Annotated in this window: 14 protein-coding genes and 1 pseudogene; 6 read left to right on the top strand and 9 right to left on the bottom strand. The window is 61.9% G+C overall.

The features are described 5' to 3' along the window. Window positions 1-85 precede the first annotated feature (85 nt). A complete protein-coding gene (locus ACZ5G6_RS01480) occupies window positions 86-1,618 on the top strand; it encodes an HNH endonuclease (protein ID WP_498688924.1) in 1,533 nt (510 codons plus the stop codon). A 27-nt stretch (window positions 1,619-1,645) separates the two neighbouring features. Here ACZ5G6_RS01480 and ACZ5G6_RS01475 read toward each other — a convergent pair. After that, window positions 1,646-1,894, bottom strand: a pseudogene (locus ACZ5G6_RS01475) (hypothetical protein); the annotation flags it as partial. Window positions 1,895-2,211: 317 nt separating this feature from the next. Between ACZ5G6_RS01475 and ACZ5G6_RS01470 the strand changes: the two are divergent. Further along, window positions 2,212-2,583, top strand: coding sequence for a hypothetical protein (locus ACZ5G6_RS01470; RefSeq protein WP_498688922.1), 372 nt, complete (start codon window positions 2,212-2,214; stop codon window positions 2,581-2,583). Then, on the top strand, window positions 2,583-2,783 hold the full coding sequence (locus tag ACZ5G6_RS01465) for a YegP family protein (RefSeq protein ID WP_223935437.1): 201 nt from the start codon (window positions 2,583-2,585) through the stop codon (window positions 2,781-2,783). The genes ACZ5G6_RS01470 and ACZ5G6_RS01465 overlap by 1 nt, the downstream gene beginning before the upstream one ends. A gap of 357 nt (window positions 2,784-3,140) precedes the next feature. Here ACZ5G6_RS01465 and ACZ5G6_RS01460 read toward each other — a convergent pair whose 3' ends face one another. The 5 genes from ACZ5G6_RS01460 to ACZ5G6_RS01440 all read right to left on the bottom strand — a co-directional run bounded on the left by ACZ5G6_RS01460 (window position 3,141) and on the right by ACZ5G6_RS01440 (window position 9,571). Next, window positions 3,141-4,247 carry an IS110 family RNA-guided transposase gene (locus tag ACZ5G6_RS01460; RefSeq protein WP_498685838.1) on the bottom strand — a complete coding sequence of 369 codons (1,107 nt, stop codon included), beginning with the start codon at window positions 4,245-4,247 and terminating at the stop codon, window positions 3,141-3,143. Between the two features lie 324 nt (window positions 4,248-4,571). After that, window positions 4,572-6,935, bottom strand: a complete 2,364-nt coding sequence (locus tag ACZ5G6_RS01455) for a glycoside hydrolase family 65 protein (RefSeq protein ID WP_498688919.1) — start codon at window positions 6,933-6,935, stop codon at window positions 4,572-4,574. Between the two features lie 29 nt (window positions 6,936-6,964). Further along, window positions 6,965-7,696 carry an HAD family hydrolase gene (locus ACZ5G6_RS01450; protein WP_223935435.1) on the bottom strand — a complete coding sequence of 244 codons (732 nt, stop codon included), beginning with the start codon at window positions 7,694-7,696 and terminating at the stop codon, window positions 6,965-6,967. Window positions 7,697-7,704: 8 nt separating this feature from the next. After that, window positions 7,705-8,706 carry a LacI family DNA-binding transcriptional regulator gene (locus ACZ5G6_RS01445; protein ID WP_498688917.1) on the bottom strand — a complete coding sequence of 334 codons (1,002 nt, stop codon included), beginning with the start codon at window positions 8,704-8,706 and terminating at the stop codon, window positions 7,705-7,707. Window positions 8,707-8,947: 241 nt separating this feature from the next. Beyond that, entirely contained in the window at window positions 8,948-9,571 is a 624-nt protein-coding gene (locus ACZ5G6_RS01440; protein ID WP_498688915.1) for an alpha/beta hydrolase, read from the bottom strand. Window positions 9,572-9,596: 25 nt separating this feature from the next. Between ACZ5G6_RS01440 and ACZ5G6_RS01435 the strand changes: the two genes are divergently transcribed. Together ACZ5G6_RS01435 and ACZ5G6_RS01430 are read left to right on the top strand one after the other, a co-directional pair. After that, window positions 9,597-10,046, top strand: a complete 450-nt coding sequence (locus ACZ5G6_RS01435; RefSeq protein ID WP_223935432.1) for a helix-turn-helix transcriptional regulator — start codon at window positions 9,597-9,599, stop codon at window positions 10,044-10,046. Window positions 10,047-10,056: 10 nt separating this feature from the next. After that, window positions 10,057-10,458: a VOC family protein gene (locus ACZ5G6_RS01430; protein WP_498688913.1), complete on the top strand. Its 402-nt coding sequence runs from the start codon at window positions 10,057-10,059 to the stop codon at window positions 10,456-10,458. Window positions 10,459-10,476: 18 nt separating this feature from the next. On the opposite strand, the gene ACZ5G6_RS01425 is transcribed toward ACZ5G6_RS01430, so the two are convergent. The 3 genes from ACZ5G6_RS01425 to ACZ5G6_RS01415 all read right to left on the bottom strand — a co-directional run bounded on the left by ACZ5G6_RS01425 (window position 10,477) and on the right by ACZ5G6_RS01415 (window position 13,196). Then, window positions 10,477-11,622 (bottom strand): glutamate--cysteine ligase 2, encoded by a 1,146-nt coding sequence (locus tag ACZ5G6_RS01425; RefSeq protein WP_498688911.1) that lies wholly within the window; start codon window positions 11,620-11,622, stop codon window positions 10,477-10,479. A 39-nt stretch (window positions 11,623-11,661) separates the two neighbouring features. Further along, window positions 11,662-12,120 carry a hypothetical protein gene (locus ACZ5G6_RS01420; protein ID WP_223935430.1) on the bottom strand — a complete coding sequence of 153 codons (459 nt, stop codon included), beginning with the start codon at window positions 12,118-12,120 and terminating at the stop codon, window positions 11,662-11,664. A 281-nt stretch (window positions 12,121-12,401) separates the two neighbouring features. Beyond that, complete coding sequence (locus ACZ5G6_RS01415) at window positions 12,402-13,196, bottom strand: GAF and ANTAR domain-containing protein (RefSeq protein WP_223935429.1); 795 nt, start codon at window positions 13,194-13,196, stop codon at window positions 12,402-12,404. A gap of 172 nt (window positions 13,197-13,368) precedes the next feature. On the opposite strand from ACZ5G6_RS01415, the gene ACZ5G6_RS01410 reads away from it, so the two are divergent. Beyond that, window positions 13,369-13,797, top strand: a complete 429-nt coding sequence (locus tag ACZ5G6_RS01410; protein WP_223935428.1) for a hypothetical protein — start codon at window positions 13,369-13,371, stop codon at window positions 13,795-13,797. The last annotated feature ends 313 nt before the right edge of the window (window positions 13,798-14,110 follow it).

Raw genomic sequence — 14,110 nt, 5'->3', positions numbered from 1 at the left:
GTGCCTCCACACAAGACATCGCGGGTTTTCCACATAGGTACTTTTGTGCGCGAAGAAAGTCTGTACGTGCTGGCAGAGTGTGGGTATGGAGCGGATTCGGGACGGGCAAACAGTTACGGTGGCTTCCGCTGCGGCTGGTCCTATTCCTGTGCCTGGTGGCTCGGCGGTTGGGGCGTTGCTCGCCGTGTTGGGCTCTTTTCGCGTCAGCGCGGACAGCGCCGGTCTAATCGACCAGATAAGGGGCCTGGAAAACGCGAAATCCGCCATCGCAGCCTTGCAGGCGAAAGCGTCGGTGGCGTTTGACCTGGCCCAGCGCCATGAACAAGCGGCTGCCGGGGTGCCCGTATCGGAGCAGGGCCAGGGTGTCGCTGCGCAGCTCGCGTTGGCCCGGCGCGAATCGCCCAACCGCGGATCGCGTCTCCTCGGATTGGCGAAGGCCCTCGTCACGGAGATGCCCCGCACCATGGCAGCCCTGGAAACCGGGCAGCTCAACGAATGGCGGGCCACCCTGCTCGTGAAGGAAACAGCCTGCCTGTCCGCCGAAGACCGCTGCGCGGTGGATGAGGAGCTCGCCCCCGATACCGGAACCTTCGAGGGCGCCGGAGATCGGGCGATCATCGCCGCCGCGAAAGCCGCCGCCTACCGCCGGGATCCCCGATCCATCACCCAGCGCGGGGCCCGCGCCGCAACCGAACGGCACGTCAGCCTTCGCCCGGCGCCGGACACCATGACCATCCTCACCGCACTGCTGCCCGTCGGCCAAGGCGTCGCCGCCTACACCGCGCTCACACGGCACGCGGACTCGGCCCGATCCGGCGGTGACACCCGCACCCGCGGCCAGCTCATGGCCGACACCCTCATCGACCGCCTCACCGGCACACCCGGCGGCATCACCGGCGTTGACGTCCAACTGGTGATGACGGACCGCACGCTCTTCCAAGGCGATGCCGAACCCGCACGGCTCCAAGGCTACGGAATCGTCCCCGCAGAATGGGCAAGAACGTCACTCGCTGGCGGACCCCCTGAAGCCGAGCGCGGTGAGGACCGTCCTACGGAACCCGCGCACACTGGGTCTGGCCCCACGGAGCCCGGACCCGCGAGGCGCAGCCCCACTGACCCAGGCACAGCGAATGACTTCAAGGTGTTTCTCCGCCGGCTCTACACCTCCCCCGCCAGCGGCGAACTGCTGGCCATGGACTCCAAAGCACGACTCTTCCCGCCGCGGCTCAGACGATTCATCGAAACCCGCGACGACACCTGCCGCACCCCCTACTGCGACGCACCCATCCGCCACATCGACCACGTCATTACCTGGCACGACGGCGGACCCACCAGCCTGGAAAACGGCGCCGGGCTCTGCGAAGCCTGCAACCAAACCAAAGAAAACCCCGGCTGGAACGCAAAAACAATCAGCGGCAGCCGACATCAACTGGAAGTCAGCACCCCCACGGGACACACATACCAATCCAAAGCCCCACCCCTGCCAGGGCACACTCGCGCCCCAGCATCTACACCTCCACCGTCTTCACGGTCTTCGGCGTCTTCACCATTAACCGGGTTTTCCATGGAGGGGCATCTGTTGGAGAACGTTTTGCTGCATCGAGACCACTACAACTGACACCTGATCGAATCCCGGGTACCAGGGTTATGCCGAACAAGCTTCCTTCAACGCTTGGACCGACTCAGCCGGAACCTCGTCTCCAGCTTCAGCAATCTGGTTGAGCGGAGTCGTGATTTCAGCGGGAACACCGGCTGTGCGGGCAGCAGTGACCAACCCACCGAGCACCTGTTTGTCCTCAACACTGACCAATCCGTCCTGGACCACGGCACAAATTTGCTTGTTGACTTCCGCGGCTGCAGCCGTGGCTACCTTCGAGGCTGCTTCGCTGGCGGCGGTTCATGAGGTCCAGCTCGCTCGGCCAAATGTATCGGTGCGGTGTCCGATCGATCCGCGCATCCCGCCCGTCCGCCAGGTCCGGACCGAATCGCACGTGATGCGGGATGACGTGCTGGTGAAGCACGTCATAGGTGTCCACCAGGAGATACCCGGATTCGCTCACTTCCACTGTTCCCCCGTGTCCGGGTGGGAGAGAACGAAGCTGTGGCACCCATTCCAGATCACGTAATGATTGACATGACATAACTCACATTCTGTAAGCTTGATTGAAAGTCACGCAGCCGGCTTCCCTTGATCTATTTCGGGAGGTCCGCATGGCCCCGAATTCCCTCAAATCCGAGATCCTTCTCGCCCATGGAGTCGCATCTTCCGCGGCTGCTGTCGCTCGAAGAAGAGCAGCAGGACACCATGTTGCGCCCAACAAACCTGACGCGCTCCTCGGAGCGATAGCCGTACGGCAACTGTTTCACCGCTGGCCTTTGGTTCCGTCCCGCGAACTTGAACGCATCCGCCACGTCCTCATCCATTGCGACCAGCTGGGCTCAGCCGACACACACCATTTGTCCGAGCCTGCCCAAGCGCTGCTTGAGCTCATCAACAACGAGTTGGATCGGCGTCGTTCATCGGGTCATTCGACGGCGGCCAACACGAAGGCAGCCGACATAATGCAGCCAGGCGCCGCCTAATGGCCGGGCATTTTGAAGTCTTTGACGCCATTGGGGGCGACTGCCGGGTGCGCCTGGTCGACGACGACGGGACCGAACTCGCGCTCACCGTCACCTACAGGGACAAAGGTGCAGCGGCCAAGGCCATCTACACGCTCAGGGAGATCGCAGCGAGTGGCCTCATTGAGGACCACACGTCTGCGTTTCCCTCGCGCCGCTGAACGCACTAGCGGTCGCTCCCAGGGACGGGAACAACCGCTAGTGCATCCAACTAATATGTAGTTTCGTTTGTCAATGGGCGTGGGGAAGCGATCCCGGGTTGGTTCCGGGGTCGCTTCCTTTTTGGTCCGGGGGTGTGCTTGTGTTCGGGGGGTCCAGCGTGTCGTTGGCGACGGCGTGGTCAGACTAATATGCGCGGGTTGATTACCGCAGGACGAGGTGTCCGGCCTGGAGATTATCGCTTCTCTAGGGATCGGGCGTGGCCTTGATGGTTGCCCATAGTTGGGTCGCGGGTTGCTCCAAGCGCTGCCGGTGTAACCGGTGGTCCCCTCCTTTTGTGCGGGTGCTCCCCCGGACGTTTAGAGGTTTTGGTGTTGCGTTGTCCGTTGGGCTTCACTGGCCAGTGACCAGCACCACCCGGCAAGTTCGCGGGCGATCGCGACATCGGCGATCACGGGACGTTTCCGGTGTTCCTGGTAAACGAGCCAGCGTTCGTGGAGGCGTTTGTTGCCGGCTTTGCCACGGGCTCTTGCCCAGGGGGTTGCCGCTTCCCAACGGGACAGCAGCTCTTTGGAGGGGTGGGTGTAGGCGCGGCGGTGGTGCCAGGCCGCTTCGACCAGGAGCCTGCGGGCGTGGGTGTTGCCTGTTTTCGTGATGGATCCCTGGGAGCGGTGCCCGCCAGATGAACTCTCGCTGGGAACGAGTCCGAGATACGCGCCTATCGTCGAGCCGGTAAAGCGGGTCCAGTCGCCGATTTCGACGGCCAGACCGAACGCTGTCAGCGTGGAGACACCCCGCAAGCACTCCAAAGAGCGCACCACGGGAGTGTATTCGCTGTCATAGGCCATGGTCCGGATGGCTTGATCGGCCCTGTCACGGCGGACAAGTGTTTCAATGACGGACTCCACGGCGAGGTCGTAGGCCAGTTGCAGTGCCGGTGAGTCAAAGTTCTGGGAGTAGAGCCAGGACAAGTGCTCATGGGTCCAGGTTCTGCCGCCGGTGTAGTGGATGCCTTGGCGCAGCAGGAGTTTGGAAACCCGGTGCCGGGCGCGCATCAGATCACCACGGATATCCTCGCGGGCACGGACCAAGTCCCGGGCAGCTTCCTGAGAGGGGCTCGGGACCGTGACCTCGGTGATCTGGTCCAGTTTCAACAACCGGGCCAGATGCAAGGCATCGTTGCGGTCTGTTTTGACCCTGTCCCCGGGCGGGCGTTGGAGTTTCGAGGGAGCCGCGACCAGACACTCGATCCCAGCAGCCAGCAAAGCCCTTGCCAGCGGAAAACCGGTAGGACCGGCCTCATACACCACCTGGCACGGGCCCGGCAGTGTCTTGATCCATCCCAGAATCTCCTGATGGTCCGGCGTCAGCCGTGCCCGGGAAATCTCGCCGGTCTGACCATCAATCGCGCACGCGACGACAGTCAAAGCGTGGACATCCAAGCCCACATGAGTACGCTCAAACATAGCTGGAACCTCCAAACTTCAAATGTGGCTCTACCCCCCTAAAACGAGTCTGGGGCAACCCACGGGATGCTTTGAAGAGAAGGTTCCAGCCCCACACCCATAGCCCTGGCCCGCCGGAACCCCCACCCCACACGTCCTTCTGATACGGGCCAGACCCGGCCGGGCAAGGCTCCGGAGCGCCATCAACAAACAAACCCCCCGAAGGCCCGCCCAAAGCTGGCGCTCCGAAACCTTGCCCGGCGACAATCGCCCCCTCAGAAGGAAACCAACCAGCCAAACCGCAGCCAGCCCATACATATCGTCTAGTCCAAGTCGCTGAGCCGTTCAGGCCCGCACGATGGGGAGTCCCGCCGTCGGGAAGACGCTGGGAAAGATCGACGGCGGTGGGACGGGCACCGTCTCGAGCGGCACCGTGACGGTGTCCGCGCCGACGGTGACGTCGTGATCCCGAACCCGGACGGGTAGCGGCTCATCGCTGTAACCCGATCCGGTCACGAGTGCCAGCCCGATGGATCCTTGCGCGAGATCCACGGACAACAGGCGACCACGGACCTTGAGCCGGAAGGAGAGGCCTTCCCACTCGCCGGGCAGCCGCGGATCGAAGCGCAGTACCTCGCCCTGATCGCGCATTCCGGCGAAGCCGCAGACCAACGAACTCCAAATGCCGCCGGTGGAGGCGATGTGGACGCCGTCGATCGTGTTGCCGTGTGAGTTGTCCAGGTCAATGAACAGTGCCTCGGTGAAGTGCTTCAGCGCGACGTCGCCATACCCAACCTCGGCGGCCATGATGCCTTGCACGCAGGCGGACAGGGTGGAGTCTCCGGTGGTGATGGGATCGTAGAAGTCGAAGGCACGCTGCTTTTCCTCAGCCGAGAAATCCTGCCACTGGAGGAACATTGCCAGCACGGTATCTGCCTGTTTGAGGACTTGGTGCCGGTAGATCACCAGGGGGTGGAAGTTCAGCAGCAGCGGATACTTGGACTTGGGCGTATTCCAATCCCACGGCTCCAAGGTCATGAAGTCGTTGTCCTGGCTGAACACCTCCAAGTGGGGATCGTACGGCAGGGACATGCGCTCGGCAGCTTGGCGCCACACCATGCGCTCGGTTTCGGCGATGCCCGCGTGTTCCAGCGCAGCCGCGGCGCGGAGGTTAAACCGGGCCATGACGTTGGTGTAGAGGTTGTCGTTAACCACGGCGGTGTATTCATCCGGACCGGTGACGCCGTGGATGTGGAACATTCCGTCTTTGCCGAAGAAGCCCAGGGAAGCCCACATGCGCGCGGTCTCAATCAGCAGCTCGGCGCCGATGTCGGCACGGAAGCTGGCGTCGCCGCTGGCCCATTCGTAGCGGTTGGCGGCAAACGCGATGGCTGCGGCGATGTGGAACTGGGCGGTTCCTGCGGCATAGTAGGCACTCGCCTCCAGGCCATTGATGGTGCGCCACGGGAACAGCGCGCCGTCCACGCTGAGTTCCTTGGCGCGGACACGCGCATCCGGAAGCATGGCGTGCCGTGATTCGAGCACTTTCCGGGCACCGACGGGGTTGGTGTACGTCAGGTACGGGAGGAGGTAGACCTCCTGGTCCCAGAAGTAGTGGCCCTCATAGCCGGAGCCGCTCACGCCCTTCGCAGGGATACCGGCAACGCCGGCCCGTGCCGTTGCCTGCGCCAACTGGAAAAGCGCCCAACGCACGGCTTGCTGAAGTTCGGGCTGTCCCCCGATCGAGACATCCGCGGTGGTCCAGTACTGGCTGTAGTGCGCCTGGCTCTGCGCGAGGATTTCGGAGAACGGCAGCAGGTTGGCTTCGGCTTCCGCGGCCAGGCTCTCACCGCCATCGTCATCGGCTGTCAGGGTACGCCCTGCCACGACGTAACTGACCGTCTTCTCCAGACGGAACGCTTCGCCGGCGTTGATGGCCAGGACGTAGCGAACAGACGATTCATCCTCTGCCACAACAGTCTCAAAGGGCTGGCCTTCGGCGGAGATCCAGTGATCAACTGCCATGGCGATGCGCTGGCGCGATTCTGAGGTCTCCCATGCCAGCCGCAGGGAGCCATCGGCGCCTTGGAGGTGAAGCGGCAACAGGACACGGCCGGCGTGCCGGCCGGATCGGCGGGGGTCGTGGACCGAGTGGTCCTCCACAGGCTGGTCCTGGCGGTTTACGACGCCGGAGATGATGTCCGCGGACACGTCACGGTCAGCGCTCACAGACAGTTCCAGGCCAAGACATCCGCGGGAATCGAAACCAACGGCCCGGCGCTCTACCGTTGTGACAGTAGCGCCTGAGCGGCACGCCCACGTGGTGGTTTCCTCGTAGACGCCTGTGGAGAAGTCCACGCTCCGGTGATAATCCAGCACTGTGGATTCGGCCAGGCTGAGGGCCTCGCCGTCGATTGATACCGTGAAGTTGTTGGCGTCCGGAACATACACAATCCGCTGGCCAGTCCGTGCGAAACCATAAGCATTCTCGGCGTGCTTGATGTCCCAGATCTCGTGGAAGCCGTTGATGAACGTGCCGGGAAGTTCGCCGTCGCCGCGTGTGGAATGGGCGCCACGGATGCCGAGGTGGCCGTTGCCAAGGGCGAACAGCGTTTCCAGGGTTCCCTCGTCACCGGGGACGTGGATACTTTCCACGAGCTTCCAGGGCTCGCAGGGAAAGCGCAGCCGATCAGAGCTGATGAGTGCCATGGGCTAAAGAGGTCCTTCGAAAAGTTGGGTCAGAGAAGATCGTTGAGGTCGTCGACCACCAGCGTGGCGCCGGCGTCGAGCAGTGTTTGGCGGCCAGCACCGCGGTCAACGCCAATGACGGCCTGGAAGTTGCCGGCACTGCCGGCCTGCACGCCGGAAACGGCGTCTTCCACCACAATGCATTCCTGGGTGGGGACGTCCAGCAGGGACGCAGCGTATGTGAACGTGGCGGGGTCCGGCTTGCCTGGGAGCCCGACGGCGGCAGCTACCTGACCATCGACCACAACTGTGAAGTGGTGGTCGAGTCCGGCTGCCTTCAGTACAGCGGGGGCGTTGCGTGAGGAGGACACGACGGCGACCTTGAGTCCCAGCTCCAGCGCGGCGTTGATGAACTTGACCGAGCCGGCGAAGGGCTCGACGCCGCGGGTGTCCACGATCTCGTTGAAGATGGCGTTCTTGCGGTTTCCCAGGCCTTGCACGGTTTCATTTGTGGGGGCGTCGTCCGTGGGCCCTTCCGGCAGCGTGATGCCACGGGAAGTCAGGAAGTCCCGGACGCCATCGAAGCGCGGCTTGCCGTCGATGTGGTCGAAGTAGTCGCTCTCCTGGTAGCTCTGGGGGTGGCCGGCCTCAGCGAGGTAACCATCGAACAGTTCCTGCCAGGCCTGCTCATGCACCACGGCGGTGGGCGTCAGCACGCCGTCGAGGTCGAACAAGAGCGCCGAAGCGCCAGTCCAGGCATTACGAAGATCAGTCATGTGCATAGTTCCGTTCAGCGCTTGTGGCGCGTGGTTTTGCGTTCGATGAGCTTGGTATCGAGCAAGTGATTGGAGGGTGGGTTGGGGGGATCTGTATTCAAAAGTCGTTCGCACAGCAGGTTCGCGGCGAAGGCACCCTGGTCGGCAACGGGTTGCGCCACGGTGCTCAGTCCCAGGAACCAGCTCATGGGATGGTCATCGATTCCGATCACGGAAACGTTTTTGGGCACGGACATGCCATGTTCCCGCAGCGCCATAAGAGCGCCGAACGCAGCCTCATCACAATGGGCGAACACTGCAGTGGGCCGTGCGCCGCGGGTGATGAGTTCGGTCATTGCCCGGCGGCCGTCGTCGATGCTTGGCCCAGCAGCCACTACAAGGTCCGGGTGGACGGTGAGGTGGTGTTCATCCAGTGCACGCCTGAAGCCGTGGAACCGTGGGGTCTCAGTCACAACGGGGTGTTCATTGCTCGAGAGAACGGCCAAGTCCCAATGGCCCAGCCCCAGCAGGTGTTGGGTGGCCTGCCAGGCTGCGTGCTCGTCATCGATACCAACATTGTCCCACGGAACATTCCGCATGCCCACGCTGGCAATTGCCAACCCGGATGCTTCCAACGCCTCCACTTCGGCGGGGTCGAGGTCGACATTGAGCAACAGCAGCCCATCCACCCTTTGTGCCAGACGTTCAAGATCGCCGAAGACTTGCTTACGGACGCTGGTCTTGTTGCGAAGGCTGATAAGGATGGTGTCGTAACCGCTGTCGCCGAAGACCTCTTCTGCTGCCTCCACGGCCTGTGCGAAGAACCACGCTGTGGCGGTGGGGGCGACGATGGCCACGGAACCCGTGCTGCCGCCGGCCAGTCTTGATGCTGCAGCCGAGGCTTTGTAGCCCAGCTTGTTTGCGGCTTCCGCCACTTGCCGCTGAGCCTTTTCGGAAACGTTGGGGAGATTCCTCAGAGCCCTGGACACCGTACAAATGGACAAGCCGGAGAGGACTGCAACGTCCTGGATTGTCACCCTGTGAGTCCTAACCATGCAACACGGCCTCAACCCTTTCCATACTCGATTACACCTTGGGGTAACGGCCCTGGGCCCCGGGACAACTCCACATTGGGGCGGCCGCAAGCCAAAAGTGTAAGCGCTTACAATTTTGTCATTCAATAGTGTGTGGCCGAATACGAATTTGTGACGCGAATCTCACGGAAAGATTGATTCTGGCCCGCTGATGCCGTCTAATCCGGGGCCTGTTTCAGGAACGTCAGTGCTCGTTTAGTACGTAGTACTTAAGGAACGCACTGACGTCCACCAGCTCCGGCGGCTCGATCCTGTGACCCATTCCCGGGTAGGTACGCGCCGTCAGGGCTACGTTCGCCTGCAACCACTCCTGGGTGTGGGCGATGGCGTCTTCGTTGATCACCGGGTCCGCTTTATCGCGGCCCCAAAAGAAGGGCGGAGGCGAATCAAAGGATTCGCTGAGCGCCAGGAGGTCGTTGTCCAGGACAAAGCCGGACAACCCCACCGTTGCCTTGAAGGCGTGGGGCCGCAGCCGCAGGAGCGTGCTGGCCATGGCCATTCCCTGCGAGTAGCCCAGCAAGCTGACGCTGCTGTGGTTCTCCTTCACGGTGTTGATCCAGTTGAAGACGGAGTTGGTGGAGGCAATGACATCGGCGAAGTCGTTGGTCAGGAAGTAGTCCAGGAGGAACCAGCCGTAGTGGTCGCCGATGTCCTTGGGGCCGCGGAGCGCCGCGCAAGTGAATTCTGGGGGAAGATACGGAAACAGCTCCACCATGCGCTGCTCACTGGTGCCGTAGCCGTGCATCATTACCAGCAACGGAGTGCCCGCGCGCTCGTTTTCTGGCTTCGACCAGACCACTGAATCCATGGGACGAGCCTAGTAGACTGGCCCCATGACACCGCAGGAACTGGCCAACCTGGCCCATCTGCGGCGCGCCCGCGATTTCATCGATCGCGAGTACGCGCGGCCCTTGGATGTTCCCACCATGGCAGCCGGCGCCCTCATGTCGCCTGCGCATTTCTCCCGCCAGTTCAAGGCAGCTTACGGTGAATCGCCGTACAACTACCTCATGACCAGGCGCATCGAACGGGCCATGGCCTTGCTGCGGACGGGAACCAGCGTCACGGATGCGTGCATGGAGGTGGGCTGTACGTCCCTGGGCTCTTTCAGCTCACGCTTCACGGAGATCGTGGGCATAACGCCCAGCGAGTACCGTTCCCGCGAACACCACGCTGTGAAGGCGATGCCCACCTGCATCGCCAAGCAGCACACCCGCCCTGAAAGAAAGGGCAACAACAACCTGAGCAGGATTGAAGAAGCGCCCGAGCCACAGCTGCAATAGCGTGTGAGACATGAACATTTCATTGAAGTACGCACACGTTACCGTCAACGATCTCGATGAGTCGCTTGCTTTCTACCGCGATGCCCTCGGCTTCGAAGTCCGCAACGACGTCGGCTCGGACGGCCAGCGCTGGGTTACCCTCGGCAGCGATGCCCAGCCCGACCTCGAACTCGTTCTTTCCCCTCCACACGCCGGCCGTTCCAAGGCCGATGGCGACGCCATCCAGGAGCTGCTCACCAAAGGCGTCATGCCCATGCTCGTGTTCACCACGGACGATCTCGATGCCACGTTTGAAAAGCTGCGCGCCTCGGGCGCCGAAGTCCTCCAGGAACCGATTGTGCAGCCTTGGGGACCCCGCGACTGCGCCTTCCGCGATCCGTCCGGCAACATGATCCGCATCAACCAGGGCTAACGCACAAGCATCCGTACTCTAGTGGCTCAGCAGTCCAGCGTTCGAACGCTCGCCGTACTCATGCGTCGATGCGATGGCGGCAGAAACGACGTCGGACAAACGAAGCCGCCGACTGTAGGCCTGGCGCTGCAAGCGCTCACCACTTCCGCGACGAAGGATCTTCGCCACGCCTGCGCGCGCCAGTGCCAGGTCGCCGGATTTTGTCAGCGCCCCGCGGACATGCCGCAGCAAGGCCCCTGCCACATCGGCGGCAGGATAGGGTCGTTGGTCCATCGGATGAATCAGTTGATCGTTGATGCCAAAGCGGCTGGACCGCCAGTTGGCCATGCGCAAAAGGCTGGTCAAAGCGTCCGACGCCGGCTCCCCCTTACGCCACTGCGTTGCCGCGGTCTCTACTAGAGCCCGGGCAATCACCGCGATGGTGAGGGCATCTTCGGCGTACAAGCAGACGTCCGCTATGCGGAGTTCAACGGTGGGATGTCCCCTGGAAAGACGGGCATCGAAGTAGATCATGCCCTCATCCAGGGGGACGCCAGTGCGCAGAAGGTTCCCGAGCACCGTACGGTAGCCCTCCGCAGAACCGAAGACGTCCATGGGTCCAGCAGTAGGCCACCTGTTCCAAATCTGGGTCCTGTAACTGGCAAAGCCTGTGTCGGAGCCCATCCAGAACGGGGAATTCGCACTCAAGGCAAGGAGCACCGGCAGCCATTGGCGCATCCTGTCCAGGATGCCCACCCCTTCATCCGGCGATTCGATGGCCACGTGGACGTGGAATCCGCACGTGAGCTGCTCGCGCGAAATGAGTCCGAACTCGGTTCCCATGGTTGCATAGCGTGGGTTGCCCAAGGTGGGCGTCGCGTGGAACTCGGGGGGCGTGGCCAAGGCTGCCACCCGGGCCCCCAAGGTTCGCGCAGCGGAGTCGGCCAACGCCCGCCCAAGGCGGATCTCGTCGCGAAGCTCCGCTGCCGTCCGGCAGGGCCGGGAATTGACCTCAATCTGTTCCTGTTTGAACTCCGATTTGAGGGATTCACCGGCCTCCGGATTGCTGGCTGTGTTCATGTGGGGTTGGGCGGCTATGTCCAGGATGCCCGCGGCAAACGGGAGCGGCATCCCGTCAACGGGATCTGCGATCAGCAACTCTTCCTCGACGCCAAATGTGCGCATAGCCACCCCTCCCCGCAGTAATGAAATTAGCGACCGTAGCTATCCGACGTGGCGCGGAACCTCCATCTGGAAGCCGCAACGGCAATGGAGCACCTGTGTTTGCAGGTAGACCTCGAGCAGGCTCGGGCCGCCCGGATCATCCGTGCTCCGGGGTGCCTCGATGATGCTTTCGGAGGGACGTCCCAGCGTCATGGGCTCACCACAATGCGTGCAGCTGAACCACAGGCCCGCTGCGGACGTAGACAGGAATTCGGTTTGGATCTCCGGTACGAGTTCGGCCAGGGGCACGGGGTGGGCGTAAAAAGTGTCGCACTCACTGCAGGTGTAGCTGACTTCAACGATTTCGGACTGGTTCGGCTCTGCTTCTACAACGGTCTCAACGAAAATGTACGAATCAGTATCGCAAACTGTGCACCAAGGCCGGGTGGCGGTGTCAAAAGTTGCGGGTTTCGCCCCAACCACAGGTTTCGGGGCGGGAATCGGGGAACCAAGCGTCATTGCCATTCTCCTTTTATGCACGTATCCACCGTGAGGTGGCTTCCGACAACATATTGAATCGCGTCGGGAGAAGCTGATTGCTCCTCAAGGAGGCCTGCATGGATGCACGCGGCGAGCCGGCCGATAGTGGCCACAGCTTCAGGTGCAGTTCTTGGACCATCTTGGATGGCTCCAAGTCATGAGTCTCCAAGGGCTATCTGCTTAACCCACCTATGAATGTAGTTCACTAGTGGCGGGCGTCACAAGTGTGCAAGGTCCGATCCAGGCCCAGGAACTACGGCCTACGGCTCAAAGTGGGCCACGGGTGCTTCGTTGGCCACGGTCTTGATGAGCTGCTCAGCCACGTCCCTGAGTTTTTGGTTGCGGCCGTTGGATGCCTTGGTGAGGATCTTGAACGCCTCGTCCTGGCTACAGCGGTTTTGGCCCATGATGATGCCACAAGCCAGGTCAATGACAGTCCTTGACTGCATGGCAACCTGAAGGTCATCGGCGTGCTGCTGCTTGATGCCAATCCTGACGGCCAACCTCAGCGACCGCTCGGCCTGGCTGGCGTACAGCTCACAATTCCGGATGGTCTCGTCGTCGTACACATTGGCTTTCGGGGCGAAGAAGTTCAGCGCCGCGGTAGCTCCCTCATCCAACTCCAGCGGCACGCAGAGGGCCGAGAGGTGCCCTCGTTCTGCAATGACAGTGCAGTAATCACGCCATCTTTCCTCAGTGGCAGTATCGGGAACATGCACCGTGCTGTGGCTTCGCATGGCCTCCAGGCAGGGACCATCGCCGTAAGCTTGCTGAACTTCATCGATCAGCCTCGCTTCATGGGTGCTCCCGGCCACAGTGGCAGACCGGCGGCGCCTGCTCAATGTGATCCCGCACAGGACATCCAGGCCCACGGCTTCGGAAACGGAGGCCGCGGAGAAGACTGCAAGATCATGCAGGAAACCCGCTACATCATCGCTGTCAATGACGAGGTCCTGAAGTTGTTCAGGCACTGAAACATCGTCGAGTGGCGGGGCAGTATCTGGCCGGGCTGGGACATCGTCCGGCACCGCAAAATCAACGTGCATTTCGTCCATGCCTCAGTCTACGATCGTCCAGTCCCATCTCGTTAGCCCTCGAAGAACAAGCCCTGGAATCCTTGCATCTGCGGTACACCTATGTGCACAATCTAGCTACGTCCGCTTCGCCGGACAGGCTTTACCGCTCATGCAGACGGGCACCACGCATTCACAATGCAGAGGTGAATCCATGTCGGCCCAGCCCGCGTCCAGAGTTCCGGACGAAGCCCATCAACCAGACGAGCCCCTATGGTGTACGCGCTGCAATTCCGACCAGCATCTGGTGGTGGACTCGATCCAATCCCACTACCCTCCCGCACCCAACACGGTGGATGTTGCCTACGAATGCCGCACCTGCAATTACTCCTACGACCAGACTGCCACCGTCCAGAGGGTGGCAGTCGTCCTGAACCGGCCTGGGGGCTCCCAGGGCATACTCCAATTTGGAGGCCAGTATCTGCATTGCGGCGAACCCATGAGGACCACCAGCTGCGAACGGCGGCGGATCCAGGCTCCTCTTGTATTGAAACCCGGCAGCCAACTACGCATGTACGAGGTCATCATCAATACCCGGATCCTAGGCTGCCCATGCGGCTTCCACATGGAAATCCCGGACTAACGTGTCACCCAGACTCCGTGAGCTACGAAATCCAGTTTTGACAGAGGCGGACGCACAGAGAGGAAAACATGCAGACCGAATCAAAGAGGGACGAGTCTCGAGTTACCGATTCTGATCACAGGCCGGTCAGAAAGCACAAGCTGCCGGATCCACCGGACCCGGACAATCTTCCTATCGACTACCCCGCCTCCGGGTGGGACTCCTCCCGGTACTCCTCAAGCGTCGCGCGCGAGCTTCATCGGCGGGCTAGTCATCTGAGGAGCGTTTGACCTTGGGTGGATTCCCGCCGGACCCTTCTCATCCCGATCCCACC

It is taken from the genome of Arthrobacter sp. TmtSoilC51 (assembly GCF_055388015.1).
Note: the sequence above shows the minus strand (reverse complement) of the source record. Positions and strands in the feature narration are given on the sequence as shown.

Bases quoted from the DNA above. Each gene is read 5' to 3' on its own strand.
- ACZ5G6_RS01465 (WP_223935437.1), top strand. From the start codon at position 2,583: ATGGCCGGGCATTTTGAAGTCTTTGACGCCATTGGGGGCGACTGCCGG.
- ACZ5G6_RS01440 (WP_498688915.1), bottom strand. From the start codon at position 9,571: ATGGATTCAGTGGTCTGGTCGAAGCCAGAAAACGAGCGCGCGGGCACT.
- ACZ5G6_RS01430 (WP_498688913.1), top strand. From the start codon at position 10,057: ATGAACATTTCATTGAAGTACGCACACGTTACCGTCAACGATCTCGAT.
- ACZ5G6_RS01425 (WP_498688911.1), bottom strand. From the start codon at position 11,622: ATGCGCACATTTGGCGTCGAGGAAGAGTTGCTGATCGCAGATCCCGTT.
- ACZ5G6_RS01470 (WP_498688922.1), top strand. From the start codon at position 2,212: ATGGCCCCGAATTCCCTCAAATCCGAGATCCTTCTCGCCCATGGAGTC.
- ACZ5G6_RS01410 (WP_223935428.1), top strand. From the start codon at position 13,369: ATGTCGGCCCAGCCCGCGTCCAGAGTTCCGGACGAAGCCCATCAACCA.
- ACZ5G6_RS01480 (WP_498688924.1), top strand. From the start codon at position 86: ATGGAGCGGATTCGGGACGGGCAAACAGTTACGGTGGCTTCCGCTGCG.
- ACZ5G6_RS01450 (WP_223935435.1), bottom strand. From the start codon at position 7,696: ATGCACATGACTGATCTTCGTAATGCCTGGACTGGCGCTTCGGCGCTC.
- ACZ5G6_RS01455 (WP_498688919.1), bottom strand. From the start codon at position 6,935: ATGGCACTCATCAGCTCTGATCGGCTGCGCTTTCCCTGCGAGCCCTGG.
- ACZ5G6_RS01435 (WP_223935432.1), top strand. From the start codon at position 9,597: ATGACACCGCAGGAACTGGCCAACCTGGCCCATCTGCGGCGCGCCCGC.
- ACZ5G6_RS01460 (WP_498685838.1), bottom strand. From the start codon at position 4,247: ATGTTTGAGCGTACTCATGTGGGCTTGGATGTCCACGCTTTGACTGTC.
- ACZ5G6_RS01420 (WP_223935430.1), bottom strand. From the start codon at position 12,120: ATGACGCTTGGTTCCCCGATTCCCGCCCCGAAACCTGTGGTTGGGGCG.
- ACZ5G6_RS01415 (WP_223935429.1), bottom strand. From the start codon at position 13,196: ATGGACGAAATGCACGTTGATTTTGCGGTGCCGGACGATGTCCCAGCC.